Annotated in this window: 13 protein-coding genes and 1 tRNA gene; 4 read left to right on the forward strand and 10 right to left on the reverse strand. The window is 70.3% G+C overall.

All coding sequences use genetic code 11. From position 1 onward, the window contains the following. Window positions 1-157: 157 nt before the first annotated feature. The 3 genes from ABD264_RS09650 to mca all read right to left on the reverse strand — a co-directional run bounded on the left by ABD264_RS09650 (window position 158) and on the right by mca (window position 3,643). On the reverse strand, window positions 158-2,284 hold the full coding sequence (locus ABD264_RS09650; protein WP_344205785.1) for a thioredoxin domain-containing protein: 2,127 nt from the start codon (window positions 2,282-2,284) through the stop codon (window positions 158-160). Between the two features lie 99 nt (window positions 2,285-2,383). Next, window positions 2,384-2,716: a hypothetical protein gene (locus tag ABD264_RS09655; protein WP_083482306.1), complete on the reverse strand. Its 333-nt coding sequence runs from the start codon at window positions 2,714-2,716 to the stop codon at window positions 2,384-2,386. Window positions 2,717-2,722: 6 nt separating this feature from the next. Further along, window positions 2,723-3,643 carry a mycothiol conjugate amidase Mca gene (gene mca / locus ABD264_RS09660; protein ID WP_126874772.1) on the reverse strand — a complete coding sequence of 307 codons (921 nt, stop codon included), beginning with the start codon at window positions 3,641-3,643 and terminating at the stop codon, window positions 2,723-2,725. Window positions 3,644-3,846: 203 nt separating this feature from the next. Here mca and ABD264_RS09665 point away from each other — a divergent pair, with 203 nt between their 5' ends. The 3 genes from ABD264_RS09665 (at window position 3,847) to ABD264_RS09675 (ending at window position 5,333) form a co-directional block, all read left to right on the forward strand. After that, window positions 3,847-4,326, forward strand: a complete 480-nt coding sequence (locus ABD264_RS09665; RefSeq protein WP_344205789.1) for a DUF4307 domain-containing protein — start codon at window positions 3,847-3,849, stop codon at window positions 4,324-4,326. A gap of 183 nt (window positions 4,327-4,509) precedes the next feature. Next, window positions 4,510-5,007, forward strand: a complete 498-nt coding sequence (gene greA / locus ABD264_RS09670) for a transcription elongation factor GreA (RefSeq protein ID WP_055082587.1) — start codon at window positions 4,510-4,512, stop codon at window positions 5,005-5,007. Window positions 5,008-5,117: 110 nt separating this feature from the next. Beyond that, window positions 5,118-5,333 (forward strand): hypothetical protein, encoded by a 216-nt coding sequence (locus ABD264_RS09675; RefSeq protein WP_055082585.1) that lies wholly within the window; start codon window positions 5,118-5,120, stop codon window positions 5,331-5,333. Window positions 5,334-5,459: 126 nt separating this feature from the next. On the opposite strand, the gene ilvA is transcribed toward ABD264_RS09675, so the two are convergent. Both ilvA and ABD264_RS09685 read right to left on the reverse strand, forming a co-directional pair. Next, the gene (gene ilvA / locus ABD264_RS09680; RefSeq protein ID WP_344205793.1) at window positions 5,460-6,707 is read right to left on the reverse strand and encodes a threonine ammonia-lyase; all 1,248 of its coding nucleotides are present in this window, start codon (window positions 6,705-6,707) and stop codon (window positions 5,460-5,462) included. A 150-nt stretch (window positions 6,708-6,857) separates the two neighbouring features. Further along, a complete protein-coding gene (locus tag ABD264_RS09685; protein WP_344205795.1) occupies window positions 6,858-8,228 on the reverse strand; it encodes an AI-2E family transporter in 1,371 nt (456 codons plus the stop codon). Between the two features lie 73 nt (window positions 8,229-8,301). Here ABD264_RS09685 and ABD264_RS09690 point away from each other — a divergent pair, with 73 nt between their 5' ends. After that, complete coding sequence (locus tag ABD264_RS09690) at window positions 8,302-8,904, forward strand: nitroreductase family protein (protein WP_232300192.1); 603 nt, start codon at window positions 8,302-8,304, stop codon at window positions 8,902-8,904. 191 nt (window positions 8,905-9,095) lie between these two features. On the opposite strand, the gene ABD264_RS09695 is transcribed toward ABD264_RS09690, so the two are convergent. From ABD264_RS09695 to ABD264_RS09715, 5 genes are all read right to left on the reverse strand, one after another. Next, entirely contained in the window at window positions 9,096-9,896 is an 801-nt protein-coding gene (locus ABD264_RS09695) for a Bax inhibitor-1/YccA family protein (RefSeq protein ID WP_055082577.1), read from the reverse strand. 145 nt (window positions 9,897-10,041) lie between these two features. After that, window positions 10,042-10,115: transfer RNA gene (locus ABD264_RS09700), tRNA-Leu, on the reverse strand. Window positions 10,116-10,171: 56 nt separating this feature from the next. Continuing rightward, complete coding sequence (locus ABD264_RS09705) at window positions 10,172-11,557, reverse strand: NAD(P)/FAD-dependent oxidoreductase (RefSeq protein WP_303105981.1); 1,386 nt, start codon at window positions 11,555-11,557, stop codon at window positions 10,172-10,174. 108 nt (window positions 11,558-11,665) lie between these two features. After that, window positions 11,666-13,024 (reverse strand): S8 family serine peptidase, encoded by a 1,359-nt coding sequence (locus tag ABD264_RS09710; protein WP_344205799.1) that lies wholly within the window; start codon window positions 13,022-13,024, stop codon window positions 11,666-11,668. A 70-nt stretch (window positions 13,025-13,094) separates the two neighbouring features. After that, window positions 13,095-14,042 carry a Ppx/GppA phosphatase family protein gene (locus ABD264_RS09715; RefSeq protein ID WP_344205801.1) on the reverse strand — a complete coding sequence of 316 codons (948 nt, stop codon included), beginning with the start codon at window positions 14,040-14,042 and terminating at the stop codon, window positions 13,095-13,097. Between the last annotated feature and the right edge of the window lie 39 nt (window positions 14,043-14,081).

Here is a 14,081-nt window from a genome sequence, read left to right on the forward strand (position 1 = left end):
ATGTTGCCCAGGAACTCAACGGGCGACCACGCAAAACGCTGGACTGGAAGAACCCAGCCCAGCGTCTGCGTGATCTACTAATCACTGACTAAACAACCAGGTGTTGCGAGGACCCCTGGAACCTGCCGGGCAGGCCCGGGTCAGCTCATCGGCCGGGTCACCCCAGCAACCGCCCGACCTCCTGCGGACTGTGCACCGGCAGCTCGCAACGCCCGTCACGGCACAGCCACACCGTGAACCCTGTGCCGGGGTGCTCCGGGGCCTCCGTAGCCTCTGGCGTCATGGGGACCCCGTACGGTGCCACGGCGGCGTCCAGCACGAGCACGTCCACCACGCGGCGGGCCCTCACGGCGTCCCTGAGTTCGCGGACTTGTGCAGGATGCGCTGCTGAGACCACCAGCAGTGCGGGCGGGTCCTCCCGTTCCAGCACCGCCGAGACCATTCCACCGGCGGCGGTAGGGGCCTTCAGCACCACCCCCGTGGCCTGGGCAGTCAGCCGCTCCACGAGGTCGCGCGTGGCCATGCCCGCCGTCCGGGGCTGTGAGAGGTCCGTGAGCCACCGGGCGAGGACGGCCGGGGTGGACGGGGCGACGTCGTCGAACGGCTCGGCACGGCCCGTCGCCCCGGCCGTCACGAGGGTGGGGTCCAGGCGCGCAGACTCAAGGACGGCGTCGTCGCGCACGAAGCGCTCCACGGTGACTTCCGCAAGCGCGCGGCTGCGCTCGTACCAGACCCCGTCCCCGGTCGCGCGGTACAGAGCAAGCTGCCCCGCCCCCAGCCACGCGTAGTCCTCGAGCTGGCCCTCGTGCGGGTCCACCGCATCGCCGCGGGAGGTCCGCGCGAGCCGCCCTGTCGCCGCGTCCCGGTGGTGCTCCCACAGGAACTCCGCGGCCGCGCCCGCGAGGTCGAGCCACTCGGGGGCGTCCAGGAGCACGGCGGCGTCGGCGAGGCCCGCGATCATCATGCCGTTCCACGCCGTGACCACCTTGTCGTCCCGGTGTGGCGCTGTACGCTCGAGCCTGCGCTGCCACAGCGCGGCACGGAGGGACTCGTCCAGGATCCCCGTGACACGCCCCCCCTCACCCCACGCGGCGGTGACCGGTTCGGGGCGGACGCCCCCACTGCTGGAAAGGCCCTCGTCGACGCGGCTGAAGGTGTAGTACGCACCCTCGCGCTCCGCGTGCGGTTCGTCCGGGGACGGGTCACTGTCCGCGTCGAGGGACGCCGCGAACGCACCCTGGGGGGTCACCATCTCCCGGTGAAGCCAGTGCACGAGCGCGGTGGCGGCGTGACGGTACCGCGCCGCACGGTTCGGGTCCGTCCCCTCACGCTCCAGGATCACCACGGTGCGGGCGAGCACCCGCAGCAGCTGGGCGTTGTCGTAGAGCATCTTCTCGTAGTGCGGCAGGGACCAGTCCGGCGTCACGGAGTAGCGGAAGAACCCGCCTCCCACGTGGTCCTGGAGGGCTCCGAGCACGATTGCGTCCAGCGTCCTGCTCAGCAGCTCGCGTGCCGCGCGCCGCTGCTCCGGGATGAGCCACGAGGACGCCGTGCCCTCGTGGGCCTGGAAGGGTGACCGCGCAATCGTCGTCAGGGCCTCGAGCACCGGGGACGGCGGGAACTTCGCGCCCCCGCCGAAGCCCTCGTGGGCCGCGTCTCGGGCGAGTTCGAGGCCGTTGAGCCACTCACCCGCGAGCTCACCGGACAGTTCCCGCGCGCCGTCCCCCGCAGGCTCGGCCACCGCGGAGGGGCCGGCGTCCGCGAGCATCCTGTCGACGAGCTCCGGGTGCCGTTCCAGGGCCTCCGTCAGCTGCTCCGCGGAGCGTTCGACCTCGTCCCGTCGCACGGTCCAGGCCTCGGTGACGGCCACCATGACCTGCATGAAGGAGGGTCTGCCGTGCGCCGGCCGCGGTGGGTAGTAGGTGCCGGCGTGGAACGCGCGGCCCTCCGGCGTCAGGAACACGGTCATGGGCCAGCCGCCCTGACCGGTGAGCAGCTGGGTGGCCGCCATGTACACCGAGTCCACGTCCGGGCGCTGCTCACGGTCCACCTTCACGGGAACGAAGTGCGCGTTGACGTAGTCGCCCGTCTCCGGGTCCTCGAAGGACTCGTGGGCCATCACGTGGCACCAGTGGCACGCCGCGTAGCCCACGGAGAGCAGCACCGGCACGTCGCGCGTCTGCGCCTCCGCGAAGGCCTCGGGACTGAACTGCCACCAGTCCACGGGGTTCTCCGCGTGCTGGAGCAGGTAGGGACTCGTGGCACCGGCCAGACGATTCGGCATGGCACCACCGTCTCACAGTGCGGCCGGCGCCGTCAGGACCGGCTGGAGCCGTCCCGCCCGTCGGGTGCGCGGCCCGTGGGCGGTGACCGGACGGCGTCGCTACCGCTCGACGTCGCTCTCAGCACCGGTGCGGCGGGCGGCGTCGTTACCCGCTGTGCGGCCCTCGGCCGACGTCGTGCCCTCCGGGAGCGCACCGGTGGCGGCCCGTTCCTCGGCCGCGCGCCGCTCGGCGTACTCCGCCCGGTAGCGCAGCCGCCGGTTGCGACGGTTGAAGTCGATCACCAGCAGCACCACGGCGACCGCCAGCACGAAGGTCATCAGGAACCCGACCAGCCCCGGGGAGACCTGGCTCGGGTCGAGACCGGGGCGCAGCGTGTTCTCGGGGCTCGGCGCGGGCGTGGCCGCGTTCAGGACGCTCAGCAGCGTGGGCACGCGGGATCACTCGCTTCCGGGGTTCGAGGGCGCGTCCGCGACGCCCGCGAACAGGTCCGTCTCGGGCAGCTGCGCGTCCACGCGGGACTCCGCGAGCGTGTAGTCCTCCCACGGCCACACCTCCGCCTGCGTCTCCGCGGAGACCGCGAAGAACATGCCGTTCGGGTCCACCTGGGTGCGGTGGCTGCGCAGTGCCTCGTCCCGGGCCTCGAAACGGTCCGCGCACTCGATCCTGGTGGTCGTCTCGTGGCGCGGCACCGGCGGGCGGTGGCCCTCCGGATCGGACTCCTGAATGGCGGCGATCCGCTCGGCGTAGGGCGACTGCAGCCCGCGCGCCTCGAGCGCCTCGTGCAGGGCGACGAAGCGCTCCACGTTGAAGGCGCGGTCGTAGTACAGCTTGGACGGGGCCCAGGCCTCGCCCGTGCCGGGGTACGCGTCCGGATCCCCCGCGCGCAGGTACGCCTCCATGGCCACGTTGTGGGTCTGGATGTGGTCCGGGTGCGGATAGCCGCCGTTCTCGTCGTAGGTCAGGATCACGTGGGGCCGGAACTCCCGCACCAGCTGCACCACGGGCGCCGCGGCACGCTCCAGCGGCTGCAGTGCGAAGCACCCCCACGGCAGCGGGGGAAGCGGGTCCCCCTCGGGCAGACCGGAGTCCATGAAGCCGATCCAGCGGTGCTCCACGCCGAGTGCACGCACGGCAGCGGCCATTTCGTGGCGGCGCAGGCCAGCGAGGTCCCGTTCGGCCGCGACATCCCCCTCCATCTCGGGGTTAAGAATCGAGCCGCGCTCGCCGCCGGTGCACGTGGCCACCATGACGCGGGCGCCCAGGCCCGCGTAGTGGGCCATCGTTGCGGCTCCCTTGCTGGACTCGTCGTCGGGGTGGGCGTGGATCGCCAACAGGCGCAACTGTGAATAGTCCGTCACCGAACGAATGCCTCCAAGACCTCATCGCGGAAAAACCGCCGTAAAAATGCAATCCCCGGTATCCTACGCCGCACCCGAATGCCGTGCGGCGCGTGCGTCACGCCACTTCACGACCGACGACGCCTCCCGTACCGGCCGCGCGGCGGCGTCGTCCGCCGCTGGGTACCCAGTCTTCGCCCACCGGCCCTCGGTAGAGTGGGGGCATGAGTTCTGCGATCCCCCAGCCGCCCGGTGGCTCGCCCGCACCCGGAACGGACCGCGTGCTCGCCCAGCGCTACGGCGGCGGGCACCGCCGCGTCAACCGGCCACGGCGGCGGGGGCCCTCCACACGCGGCTGGATCGTGATCGCGGCCGCTGCCACCCTTCTGGCCTCCCTGTTCGTCGTGTGGATCGTGTGGGGGAACTCCCAGCGGCCGGTGGCCAAGGACGTCAGCTTCCAGATCACGGACGCCGGTCACGTCTACGCGGACTTCGACCTCACAAAAGACCCGGACCAGACGGTCACGTGCGCGGTGCAGGCCCTCAACGAGCAGTACGCCGTGGTGGGCTGGCGCGAGGTCACGGTCGGGCACGTGGCGGACGAGGAGCTCAACGGCCGCACGAGCACGCACCGCGTCACGCTGCGCACCACGGGAATCGCCACGACTGCCGGCGTGGACACCTGCTGGGAGGACGCCGGCTGACCCGCCCCCCCCTGCGACTGTGGTCGTGGAACGCGACATGTTGGGCTGGGCGCGCGGCCTCCACTAGACTTGCCGCGAGATCACATCCCCGACCCGGACACGCTGGGCCACGCGGCTCGCACCGGGGCGGGGTTTTTCACACGTGCTCACCAGGGCGGTGAGCACCGGAGAAACGGAGGCACAGTGCCTACTCACGAGGGAGCCTGGCTCACCCAGGAAGCGTACGACCGGCTCAAGAAGGAACTCGACTACATCGCCGGTCCCTACCGGCAGGAGATCGTCGACCGGATCGAACAGGCCCGCTCCGAGGGTGACCTCAAGGAGAACGGCGGCTACCACGCCGCACGCGAGGAGCAGGGCAAGAACGAGGGACGCATCGTCCAGCTGACCCAGCTCCTCGAGAACGCCCAGGTGGGCGAGGCCCCGGCGGACGACGGCGTCATCGAGGCCGGCATGGTGGTCACCGCGGAGATCGCCGGCGACGAGATGACCTTCCTCATGGGCAGCCGTGAGGTCGCCGAGGACCTCACCGGGGGCGAGGACCTCGAGGTATTCTCCGAGCGTTCCCCCATGGGTGCCGCGATCAACGGCCACAAGGTGGGCGACACCGTGAGCTACCAGGCCCCCAACGGCAAGGACATCACAGTCAAGATCCTGAAGGCCAAGCCCTTCAGCCGCTGACCCCCGAACTGAGGGCCACGCCGCAGCCGCGGTGTGGCCCTCAGCCGTTTCCTACGCCGTCACAGCGCAACGTGGCGGCTCCCGTTGCCTCCCCGACAGGAGAACCCCTCGTGGTCACCCACTGGAACCGCACCCCGAACCGCTGGAGCGGGCCCCTACTCGTGCTCACCGCGCTGCTGGCCGTGGCCGCGGTGGTCGTGCACTTCGTGGGCCAGAGTCACCCCGCACTGAACTCGACCGGCGGTCTGCGCAACATCCTGTGGTTCGCCACGTTCGTCATGGCGTTCGTCACCTACGTGACGGCCCGCGGGGCACGACGCCGCTGAGCGGGCGCCGCGGCGACGTCGTCGCGTCCTCGTGGTCGTAGCGTCGTCCTCATTGCAGCGTCGTCCTTGCGACGTGGCTTCCGCAGCGGCACAGGCCCCAAGGCCCCGGGCCTGAGAGTCCAGGGATCAGTGCGCGATCACGGGGTGGAAGCCGTGCGCCTCCAGCTCGGCGATCACCTGGTCGCAGTGCTCGTGGCCCTTGGTCTCCATGTCGATGGTGATGGACACGTCCCCCATGGACAGGGAACCGCCGATGCGGGTGTGGTCCACGCCCGTGACGTTGGCGTCCAGGTCCGCGATGATCTGCGAGATCTGAGCGAGCTCGCCGGGGCGGTCGGTCAGCATCATCCTGACCGTCATGTAGCGTCCCGCTGCGCTGAGACCACGCTGGATGACCTTGAGCATCAGCATGGGGTCGATGTTGCCGCCGGAGAGCAGCACCACCGTGTTGCCGAGGTCCGGGTGGCTCTCCTTGAGGTCGCCTTCGAGGATTGCGGCCACGCCCACCGCGCCGGCGGGCTCCACGACCATCTTGTTGCGCTCAAGCATGAAGATCAGCGCCTGGGCGAGCGAGTCCTCGGAGACCGTCACGACGTCGTCCGCGAGCTCCCGGATCACGGTGAAGGGCAGCTGCCCCGGGCGGCCCACCGCGATGCCGTCCGCGATCGTGGAGACCCGGGACAGCGTCACGATGGCATCACCGGCGAGCGACGGCGGGTAGGCGGCGGCGTTCTCCGCCTGTACGCCGATCACGCGGATGTCCCGGCCCTGTTCACGGGCCTTCGCCTTGATGGCCACCGAGACGCCGGCGAGCAGCCCGCCTCCACCCACTCCCGCGATCACGGTGTCCACGGTGGGCAGCTGGTCGAAGATCTCCAGGCCGATCGTGCCCTGCCCGGCAATGATGTCCACGTGGTCGAAGGGGTGCACGAACACCGCACCGGTCTGGTCCGAGAAGCGCTGAGCCTCCGCGAGCGCCTCGTCCACGGTGGAGCCGTGCAGCACCACTTCCGCGCCGTGGTCCTGGGTGGCCGCGATCTTGGGCAGCGCCGCACCGAGCGGCATGTAGATCCGCGCCTCGATGCCGAGCTTGGCGGCAGCGAGGGCCACGCCCTGGGCGTGGTTGCCGGCCGAGGCCGCCACCACTCCCCTGGCCTTCTCCTCGTCCGAGAGCTGCGACATCCGCACGTACGCGCCGCGCACCTTGAAGGAGCCCGCGCGCTGGAGGTTCTCGCACTTGAGGTAGACCTCCGAACCGAGCGCGCGCGACAGCGCCCGGGAGTGGGCCAGCGGCGTCCGCTCGGTCACCCCCTCCAGCAGCGTGACGGCACGGCGGACGTCCTCCACCGTTACGGGCAGATCTGGGTGGGCCACAGAGAACTTCCTTCGTCGTAGCCGGTTGCTTGGTCCGCCGCGGGGTGCCGGGCCCGGTGGATCGCGACCGGGACTGCGGGGCGGGGACAACAGAACGCGGTGCCCGTGGGTGGGGGCGCCGCGCTCCATGCTATTACCTCGCGAGAGGTCTCAGCGCCGGGAGTCGTCCGTGCTCAGGACGTCCTCCTCGATGCTCGCGTTGTGCTTCGTCTGCTTGCGGTGCTTCTCGTCACGCCTGTGCTCCTCGGCCTCGCGCTCCTTGTGGCGCTTGCCGCGGAAGCGCTGGAGCAGCGCCATGACCTGGTCGCGGTCCAGGTCCTTCTTCTTGGCCGTCTTCTTGATCTCGCGGGGGTACATCAGCGGCTCCCACGCGATCTCGTCGTCGTGCTCCCAGGCACGGCTGGCCAGGTAGCGGACGATCGTGTTGAGCACGGCCATCAGCGGCACGGAGAACAGGGCACCGGCAATGCCGAAGAGCACGCTGCCGGAGGCCACCGCCAGGAACACGGCCACCGGGTGCAGGGAGACGGCCCTTCCCATGATCAGGGGCTGCAGCACGTTGGACTCGAGCTGCTGCACGAGCAGCACCACGCCCAGCATGGCCAGGGCGATCCACGGGCTCACGGCCACGAGGGCGACCAGCACGGCCACCGCACCGGTGGCCACGGCGCCCACGATCGGAATGAAGGACGCCAGGAACACCAGCACGCCGATGGGCAGGGCGAGCGGCACGCCCAGGAAGAATGCGCCCACGCCGATGCCCACGGCGTCCACGAACGCCACGAAGACCTGGATCCGCACGTACTGGGCCAGGGAGATCCAGCCACGGCGACCGGATCCGTTGACTGCGGAACGAGCGCGGCGGGGGAAGAGCTTGACCACGAACAGCCAGATGTTCTCGCCGTCCATGAGGAAGAAGAGCAGCACGAACAGCATGATGATCGTGCCGGTGACGATGTTGCCCGCAGTGGAGCCGAAGGTCATGGCCCCGGAGAGGACCTTGTCCGAATTCTGCTGCAGCGTGTTGCCGAGGTCCGCGATCCACTGGTTGATGTTGTCCGTGGAGAGGTTCAGCGGGCTGTCCTCCAGCATGCCGATCAGCTGCTGGAAGCCCGCCACGGCGTTGTCCGAGAGCTGGGCGAAGCCCACGATTATCTGCTGCCCCGCCAGGGTGAGGAGCCCCAGGACCAGCACGATCAGGCCGAGCTCCACGGTGATGGAGGCGAGCGCGGCGGGGAATCCCCTGGAGCGCAGCCAGCGCACGGCGGGGAACAGCAACCCGGCGAGCAGGGCGGCGAGCAGTACCGGGATCAGAACGGTGGTGACGAGCGAGAGCAGCCACCCGACCACCCCCACCCCGGCGATGATGAGCAGGATGCGCCAGGACCACGCCGCGGCGATCCGCACGGGAGCCGTGACCGTGTCCTGGGCGTCGTGGGCGGGAGCGTCGCTCGACCGCGGGGCGTCCGGCACGCGGTCCGGGGACGTGCTCGCGGGAGACGTGGAGATGCTGGAAGACATGGGCACCATGATCGCATCATTGCGCGCAATGTTGTTACCGGCCCGCCGCCCGCGGGATGACAAAATGGCTGCCATGTCCACCACACTGCTGCGCATCCTGGCCCAACGCCGTCCCGCGAGCCTGCTGAGCCAGGAGGCACCCCGCCAGGAGGAGCTCGAGGCCGTCCTGCGTGCCGCCGCCGGTGCGAAGTACGACGAGCGGCCCACCGGCTGGCGTGCCGTGGTGACCACCCGCCCCTCAGCCCCCCTGCTGGCCGCCGCCATGGCCGGGCTGGCCTCGGTGCCCAACCTCACGGGCCCGGTCCCCCGCCTGAAGGGCAAGAAGATCCGGGTTCTCGCCGCCTACCGCGGTTCCCTCTCGTGGGCCTCCCGCGGCGGCGCCGCCATCGCGATCGTCTTCCGCCACCACCCGGAGCTCGAGGAGTCCAAGAAGGTCCAGCGTGGGGAGGTCTCCGCGGCACGCGGTGTCCTGGAGGCCGCGTTCTACGCGCAGGGCTGGGCCACCATCTGGTCCCAGCGCGAGCCCTACGACCGGGAGATTCTCCGCTCGTTCTACGACCTCGACGAGCACGAGGAGGTCCTCGGCTGGCTCTTCGTGGGCCGCGCCGCTCCTGACAGTGTGCCCTCCCGTGCGATCAACCTGCCACCTCGCGACCTCGGGATCAGCTACATCTGAGCGGGCACCGGGCGCGACGACGCTGCGCGGCCCCGGTGGCGCGGCGTGCCGCACGTCCGCTGCGCAGCGCCGTTGTCGGCCCCGGTACCTAGCGGCGCCGCGCCTCGTCCACCGCCCTGGGACAGACAGAGCGACGGCCCGGTGTGCGTGCACCGGGCCGTCGCTGTCGGGACGTTTCAGTCCAGGAGGAGTCAGTCGCTCATCGACCGGATGATCGTCAGCAGACGCAGGATCTCCACGTAGGTCCAGATCAGGGTCACGGTCAGGCCGAACGCCGCAGACCAGGCAGCCTTCTGGGGGATGCCGCGCCTCACGCCGTCGCTGATGTTCTCGAAGTCCAGTACGAAGCTGTAGACGGCCAGCAGGATCGCGATGGCACCCACGAAGAGCCCCAGCGGAATGCCGAAGACGGAGACGTCGGTGCGCAGGTTGAAGCCGCCCAGCAACGAGGTGCCCAGGTTCACGAGGGCGAAGATGGCGTAGGCCATCATGGCCACGAAGAAGAACTTGGTCACTCGCGGGGTCGCGCGCAGCACGCCCGTCTTGTAGAGCACGAGGACCGAGACGAAGACCGCCAGGGTGCCGATGACCGCCTGCACCACCACGCCCGGGTAGGTGCTCTCGAACATGCCCGAGATGCCGCCGAGGAACAGGCCCTCCGCGAGCGCGTACAGGATGATGAGCACGGGGCTGGGTTCCCGCTTGAACGAGTTCACCAGACCGAGGACGAGGCCCACGATGGCACCGGGAACCGCGAGGACGGGCACAAACCAGCCCGCGAAGGCGGCCACGACCACGCAGCCGAGCACGAGCGAAGTGCGCATTACGACGTCGTCGTAGCTCATGCGCCCGGTCTGGGCGGGCCCGGCGGCGGGCGCGTTGTACATCCGCTCGAGCTGCTCGGGCGAGTACTGGGCACCCTGGGGTGATGCGGGTACGGTGGTGGCGTTCTTCTTGTTGAAGTCTCGCAGGAGGGGGTTGCCGCCGGCCATGGGACGTCCTTTCTGGGCGTGGGCGAGCTGAGATCCCAGTTTAGCACCGGAACCTGCACGCCAGCCTGGAGTCCGTGGACGGCGAACAGACCCGCGGGGGTCGGTTCACGAGTGCCGGGCGGCGGGATCGGTGCTGCGTCGGGGGTGCCCCCAGTGGGATTCGAACCCACACTGAGCGGATTTTAAGTCCGCTGCCTCTGCCGGTTGGGCTATGGGGGCGGGTACGACGACGGTGGGGCCGCCCGCAGGCGGCCCCACCGTCGTCGACGTGCAGGCTACAGGCTGGCCTTGGCGTCCGAGACCTTCACGCCGGCGGCTTTCTCGAAGGCCCGGCGCGGATCGCGCAGGTGGCGCAGCGGCTGGGTGTCCCGCCCGAAGACCATGTTCAGGCCCCACTGGGTGAACACGCGTGCCTTGCGGTCCACCGTGGGGATCGCATAGCCGTGGTACAGACGGTGCATGAGCCACGCAGGCAGTCCGCCGAGGTCGATGTTGCGCACCGTGGCGGCACCCTTGTACAGGCCCAGTCCGGCCACGGAGCCGAGGCCCTCGTGATAGTAGTCCTGCAGGGGCTCGCCCTGGTGGGCGGCCATAATGTTCTTGGCCATCCTGGCTGCCTGGCGGACCGCGTGCTGGGCGTTCGGCACGCAGAAGCCACCCGGGCCGGCACCGGTGAGGTCCGGGACGGCGGCGATGTCGCCGGCGGCCCAGGCGCCGTCGAAGGGCCCGTCGTCGCCGGTGACGCGCAGGTCTGCGCCCACGCGCAGGCGGCCGCGCTCGTCGATGGGGAGATCGCTGTTCTTGATGAAGGACGCGGCGGCCACGCCGGCGCACCAGATCAGGGTGTCCGTGGCGAGCTCGCCGGCGGGCGACTTGTCACCCATGTTGATGAGCTTGACGACGTCCCCGTCTACCTCGGACACGGACGTGTTCAGGAGCACCTCGACGCCGCGGGAGCGCAGCTCGGCCACGACCTTCTCAGCGCGGTCCTTGGAGACCTCGGGCATGATCCGTCCCATGGCCTCGATCATCACGAAGCGCAGGTCCGAGACCTTCAGGCGGTCGTTGCGCTCCACAGCGGTACGTGCCATGTCCTCGAGCTCGGCAATGGTCTCGATGCCGGCGAAGCCGCCGCCCACGACCACGAACGTCAGCGCCTGGCGCTTGGCGTCCTCGTCGTCGGTGAGGGACGCCACCTCGATGCGCTCGAGCATCCAGTTGCGCACGGAGACGGCCTCTTCGATCGTCTTCATGCCGATGGCCTTCTCCGCGAGCCCCGGGATGGGGAACGTGCGGGTGTTGGAGCCGCCGGCCACCACGATCTCGTCGTAGGGCAGCTCGAACTCGGGACCCTCGTCGATGCCGCGGATGGTGACCTTGCGGTTGGCGTGGTCGATGTTCTCCACGCGGCCGTCGATCAACTCGCAGTCCCGCAGGTTCTGGCGGTGGGGAACCGTGGCGAAGCGCGCCTCAATGTTCCCGGCCGCGACCTCGGGGAGGAAGGGAAGGTAGGTCATGTACGGGTTGGGGTCCACCACGGTGACCACGCCGCCGGACTCCTTGATACGGGTCTGCAGCTTCTGCGCGACGGTGAAACCGACGTACCCGCCACCCACGATGAGAAGGCGCGGACGGTCCTTGGCAAGTTGATTGAAAGACATGCCTGGAAGTTTACTCATCACCGGGAACTTTTGCTCACGCCCTGCCGTACGGTGACGGCCTTGCAGGATACTTCGGAGGGTGCTCCACGCGGGTGGCGCACCGGCGTCTCAGCGCGAGAGGCGCCGGATGTGCAGGATCGCCGCCACGGTCAGGCCGCTGACGACCACCGCGAAGGAGGCGAGGATCACCACGGGCAACGCACCGGTCTCGTTCAGGGGCTTCCGCGCCACGGGCGGGGTGGCCTCCTGCGTCACGTGCTCGGTGTCCCCCTCGTCCGCGCTCGCCGAGGCGCTCGCGCCGGGCGAGGCGGTGTGCGGCCGGTTCTGCTCGATCCAGTGCTGCACGCTGCCCAGCGGGTTCTCCTCGGTGGTCTCGACGTCGTCCTCCACCGCCGCGCGGACGTCCAGGATCCCATAGCCGTAGAACGGGTCCTTGCCCTTCTCCCCCGCGTCGTGGGCCGTCTTGACGATCCGCTGCGCGATCTGCGCACCCGTGAGCTCCGGGTGCCTCTGCTTGATGAGCGCCGCCGTCCCGGAGACCAGCGGAACGGTCGCGGAGGTCCCGGACCACTCGGCGTAGCCGTTGCCCGGCATCGCCCCCACCATGTCCTCGCTGGGCCCCGCCACCCCGATCGAGATGCCCTGGGAGGAGGAGTCCCAGCTGGCCTGACGCTGGCGGTCCACCCCGCCCACGGACAGCACGCCCGGGATCGTCGCGGGGGCACCCACCTGGGTCAGTCCGCTGCCCCTGTTGCCCGCGGCAGCCACCACCAGCACGTTCTTCTCCTCGGCGTACGCGAACGCGGAGTCCCAGGACTGCGGCCACGCGGTGGCGTTGGAGCCCACAGACATGTTGATGACGTCAGCGCCGTGGTCCACGGCCCACCGGACGGCGTCCGGGATCTGCTCGTTGACGTCCTTCACACCCGGCTGCTCGGCGCCCAGCCACATCGACACCGGGAGAATCTCGGCGTCCGGGGCGACCCCCAGGATGCCCTGCTGTTTCCCGGGGCCGCCCGAGCGGTCCTCCCCGTGGCCGTGGCCCGCCGCGAGGGAGGCCACCAGCGTGCCGTGCTCCGGCTCCTCGCCGAGGCCCTGCTGCCCGTCCGCCCGCCCCTTGCCGGAGACGTCCGTGCCCTCCCCCACGGAGCCCGTGAGGTCCTGGTGGGAGCCGTCCACACCGGTGTCGATCACGGCGATCTTCACGCCCTTGCCGGTCGCGGACTTCCACGCGTCCCGCACGCCGTAGTCGTCCAGCCAGTACTCGCGCTGCTGGATGTCCGAGCCCTCCACGGCGGCCTTGCCGTTGGTGGGAGCGGGGGCGATGGGCGACTCCACGGGCACCGATGGCGCCGGGGCGGGCACCGCGGGCTGCTGTCCGAGCGCGGGGACCGCCGTCATCCCGACGAGCAGCGCGCCCGCCGCAGTGGCCGCGAGCAGGGCCCGAGTCCTCGTGCGTCCGATCATGACCCCTCTGTTCTGCCTCGCGGTGCGGCGCACCGCGCCCGTTCGTGCTCGTGGTGGACCGGGGCCCGCGTCAGGAGACCAGGGACAGTGCGATGCCGTCCAAAATATCGTGCTCACTCGCCGTCACGGCGCTGACCCGCCCGTCCGTGGCGGCCGAGACGCGCTCGAGCACCCGACGCCACACGAGAGCCCCGGCACCGATCACGTCCACGCGGCCCTCGTGCATGAAACCGAGCGCGGCACGCTGGTCCCGGGTCATCTGCGTCAGCTCACGGCAGGCGCGCACGACATCCGGGATGGGCAGCTCGGTGCCGTTGATCCGCTGCGGGTCGTACTCCGTGAGGCGAAGTGCTGCCGCGGTGACCGTGGTGACCGTCCCTGCCACGCCCACGATCTTGGTGGTCTGCTCCAGCGGCACGGTCCGGGCGACCACGTCCATGGCCTCGTCCACATCCCGCAGCGCGAGCTCCTGCTGGGCCGCGGTGGGAGGGTTGCCGCCCAGGTGACGCTCGGTGAGGCGCACACAGCCGATGTCCACACTCTTCGCGGCCAGCACCTCCGTGGGCGTGCCGAGCACGCACTCCGTCGAACCGCCACCCAGGTCCACCACGAGCACGCGGTCCCGCGAGTCCAGGGACGACGCCGCATTGAGGGCACCGCGGAAGGACAACGCCGCCTCCTCCTCACCACTCACGACCTCCGGCTCGACTCCCAGGCGGGAGCGGATGCCCGCCACGAAGACGTCCCGGTTGCCTGCGTCGCGGGTCGCGGACGTGGCCACGAAGCGCACGCGCTGCGCCCCGTGCTGCGCGATCAGCGCCGCGTATTCGTCCGCTGCGGCGAAGGTGCGCTCCAGCGCGGCCTCCGCGAGCCAGCCGGTGGCGTCCACGCCCTGTCCCAGCCGGACGATGCGCATCTCCCGCACCACGTCCGTGAGCGTGGACCGCGGCCCGTCGGTGGCATCCGCGATGAGCAGACGGATGGAGTTGGTACCGCAGTCGATGGCAGCGACGCGCATGGCAGCAAGGGTCCTCTGGTCGTGGGGTGGGGAGTCGGA

Source organism: Kocuria salsicia (assembly GCF_039532055.1).
Lineage (GTDB): Bacteria > Actinomycetota > Actinomycetes > Actinomycetales > Micrococcaceae > Kocuria > Kocuria salsicia.

What these genes read in the sequence shown, in the direction of transcription:
- ABD264_RS09650 (WP_344205785.1), bottom strand. Translation starts at nt 2,284, where the DNA reads ATGCCGAATCGTCTGGCCGGTGCCACGAGTCCCTACCTGCTCCAGCAC.
- ABD264_RS09665 (WP_344205789.1), top strand. Translation starts at nt 3,847, where the DNA reads ATGAGTTCTGCGATCCCCCAGCCGCCCGGTGGCTCGCCCGCACCCGGA.
- ABD264_RS09685 (WP_344205795.1), bottom strand. Translation starts at nt 8,228, where the DNA reads ATGTCTTCCAGCATCTCCACGTCTCCCGCGAGCACGTCCCCGGACCGC.
- ABD264_RS09690 (WP_232300192.1), top strand. Translation starts at nt 8,302, where the DNA reads ATGTCCACCACACTGCTGCGCATCCTGGCCCAACGCCGTCCCGCGAGC.
- ABD264_RS09695 (WP_055082577.1), bottom strand. Translation starts at nt 9,896, where the DNA reads ATGGCCGGCGGCAACCCCCTCCTGCGAGACTTCAACAAGAAGAACGCC.
- ABD264_RS09705 (WP_303105981.1), bottom strand. Translation starts at nt 11,557, where the DNA reads ATGTCTTTCAATCAACTTGCCAAGGACCGTCCGCGCCTTCTCATCGTG.
- ABD264_RS09710 (WP_344205799.1), bottom strand. Translation starts at nt 13,024, where the DNA reads ATGATCGGACGCACGAGGACTCGGGCCCTGCTCGCGGCCACTGCGGCG.
- ABD264_RS09715 (WP_344205801.1), bottom strand. Translation starts at nt 14,042, where the DNA reads ATGCGCGTCGCTGCCATCGACTGCGGTACCAACTCCATCCGTCTGCTC.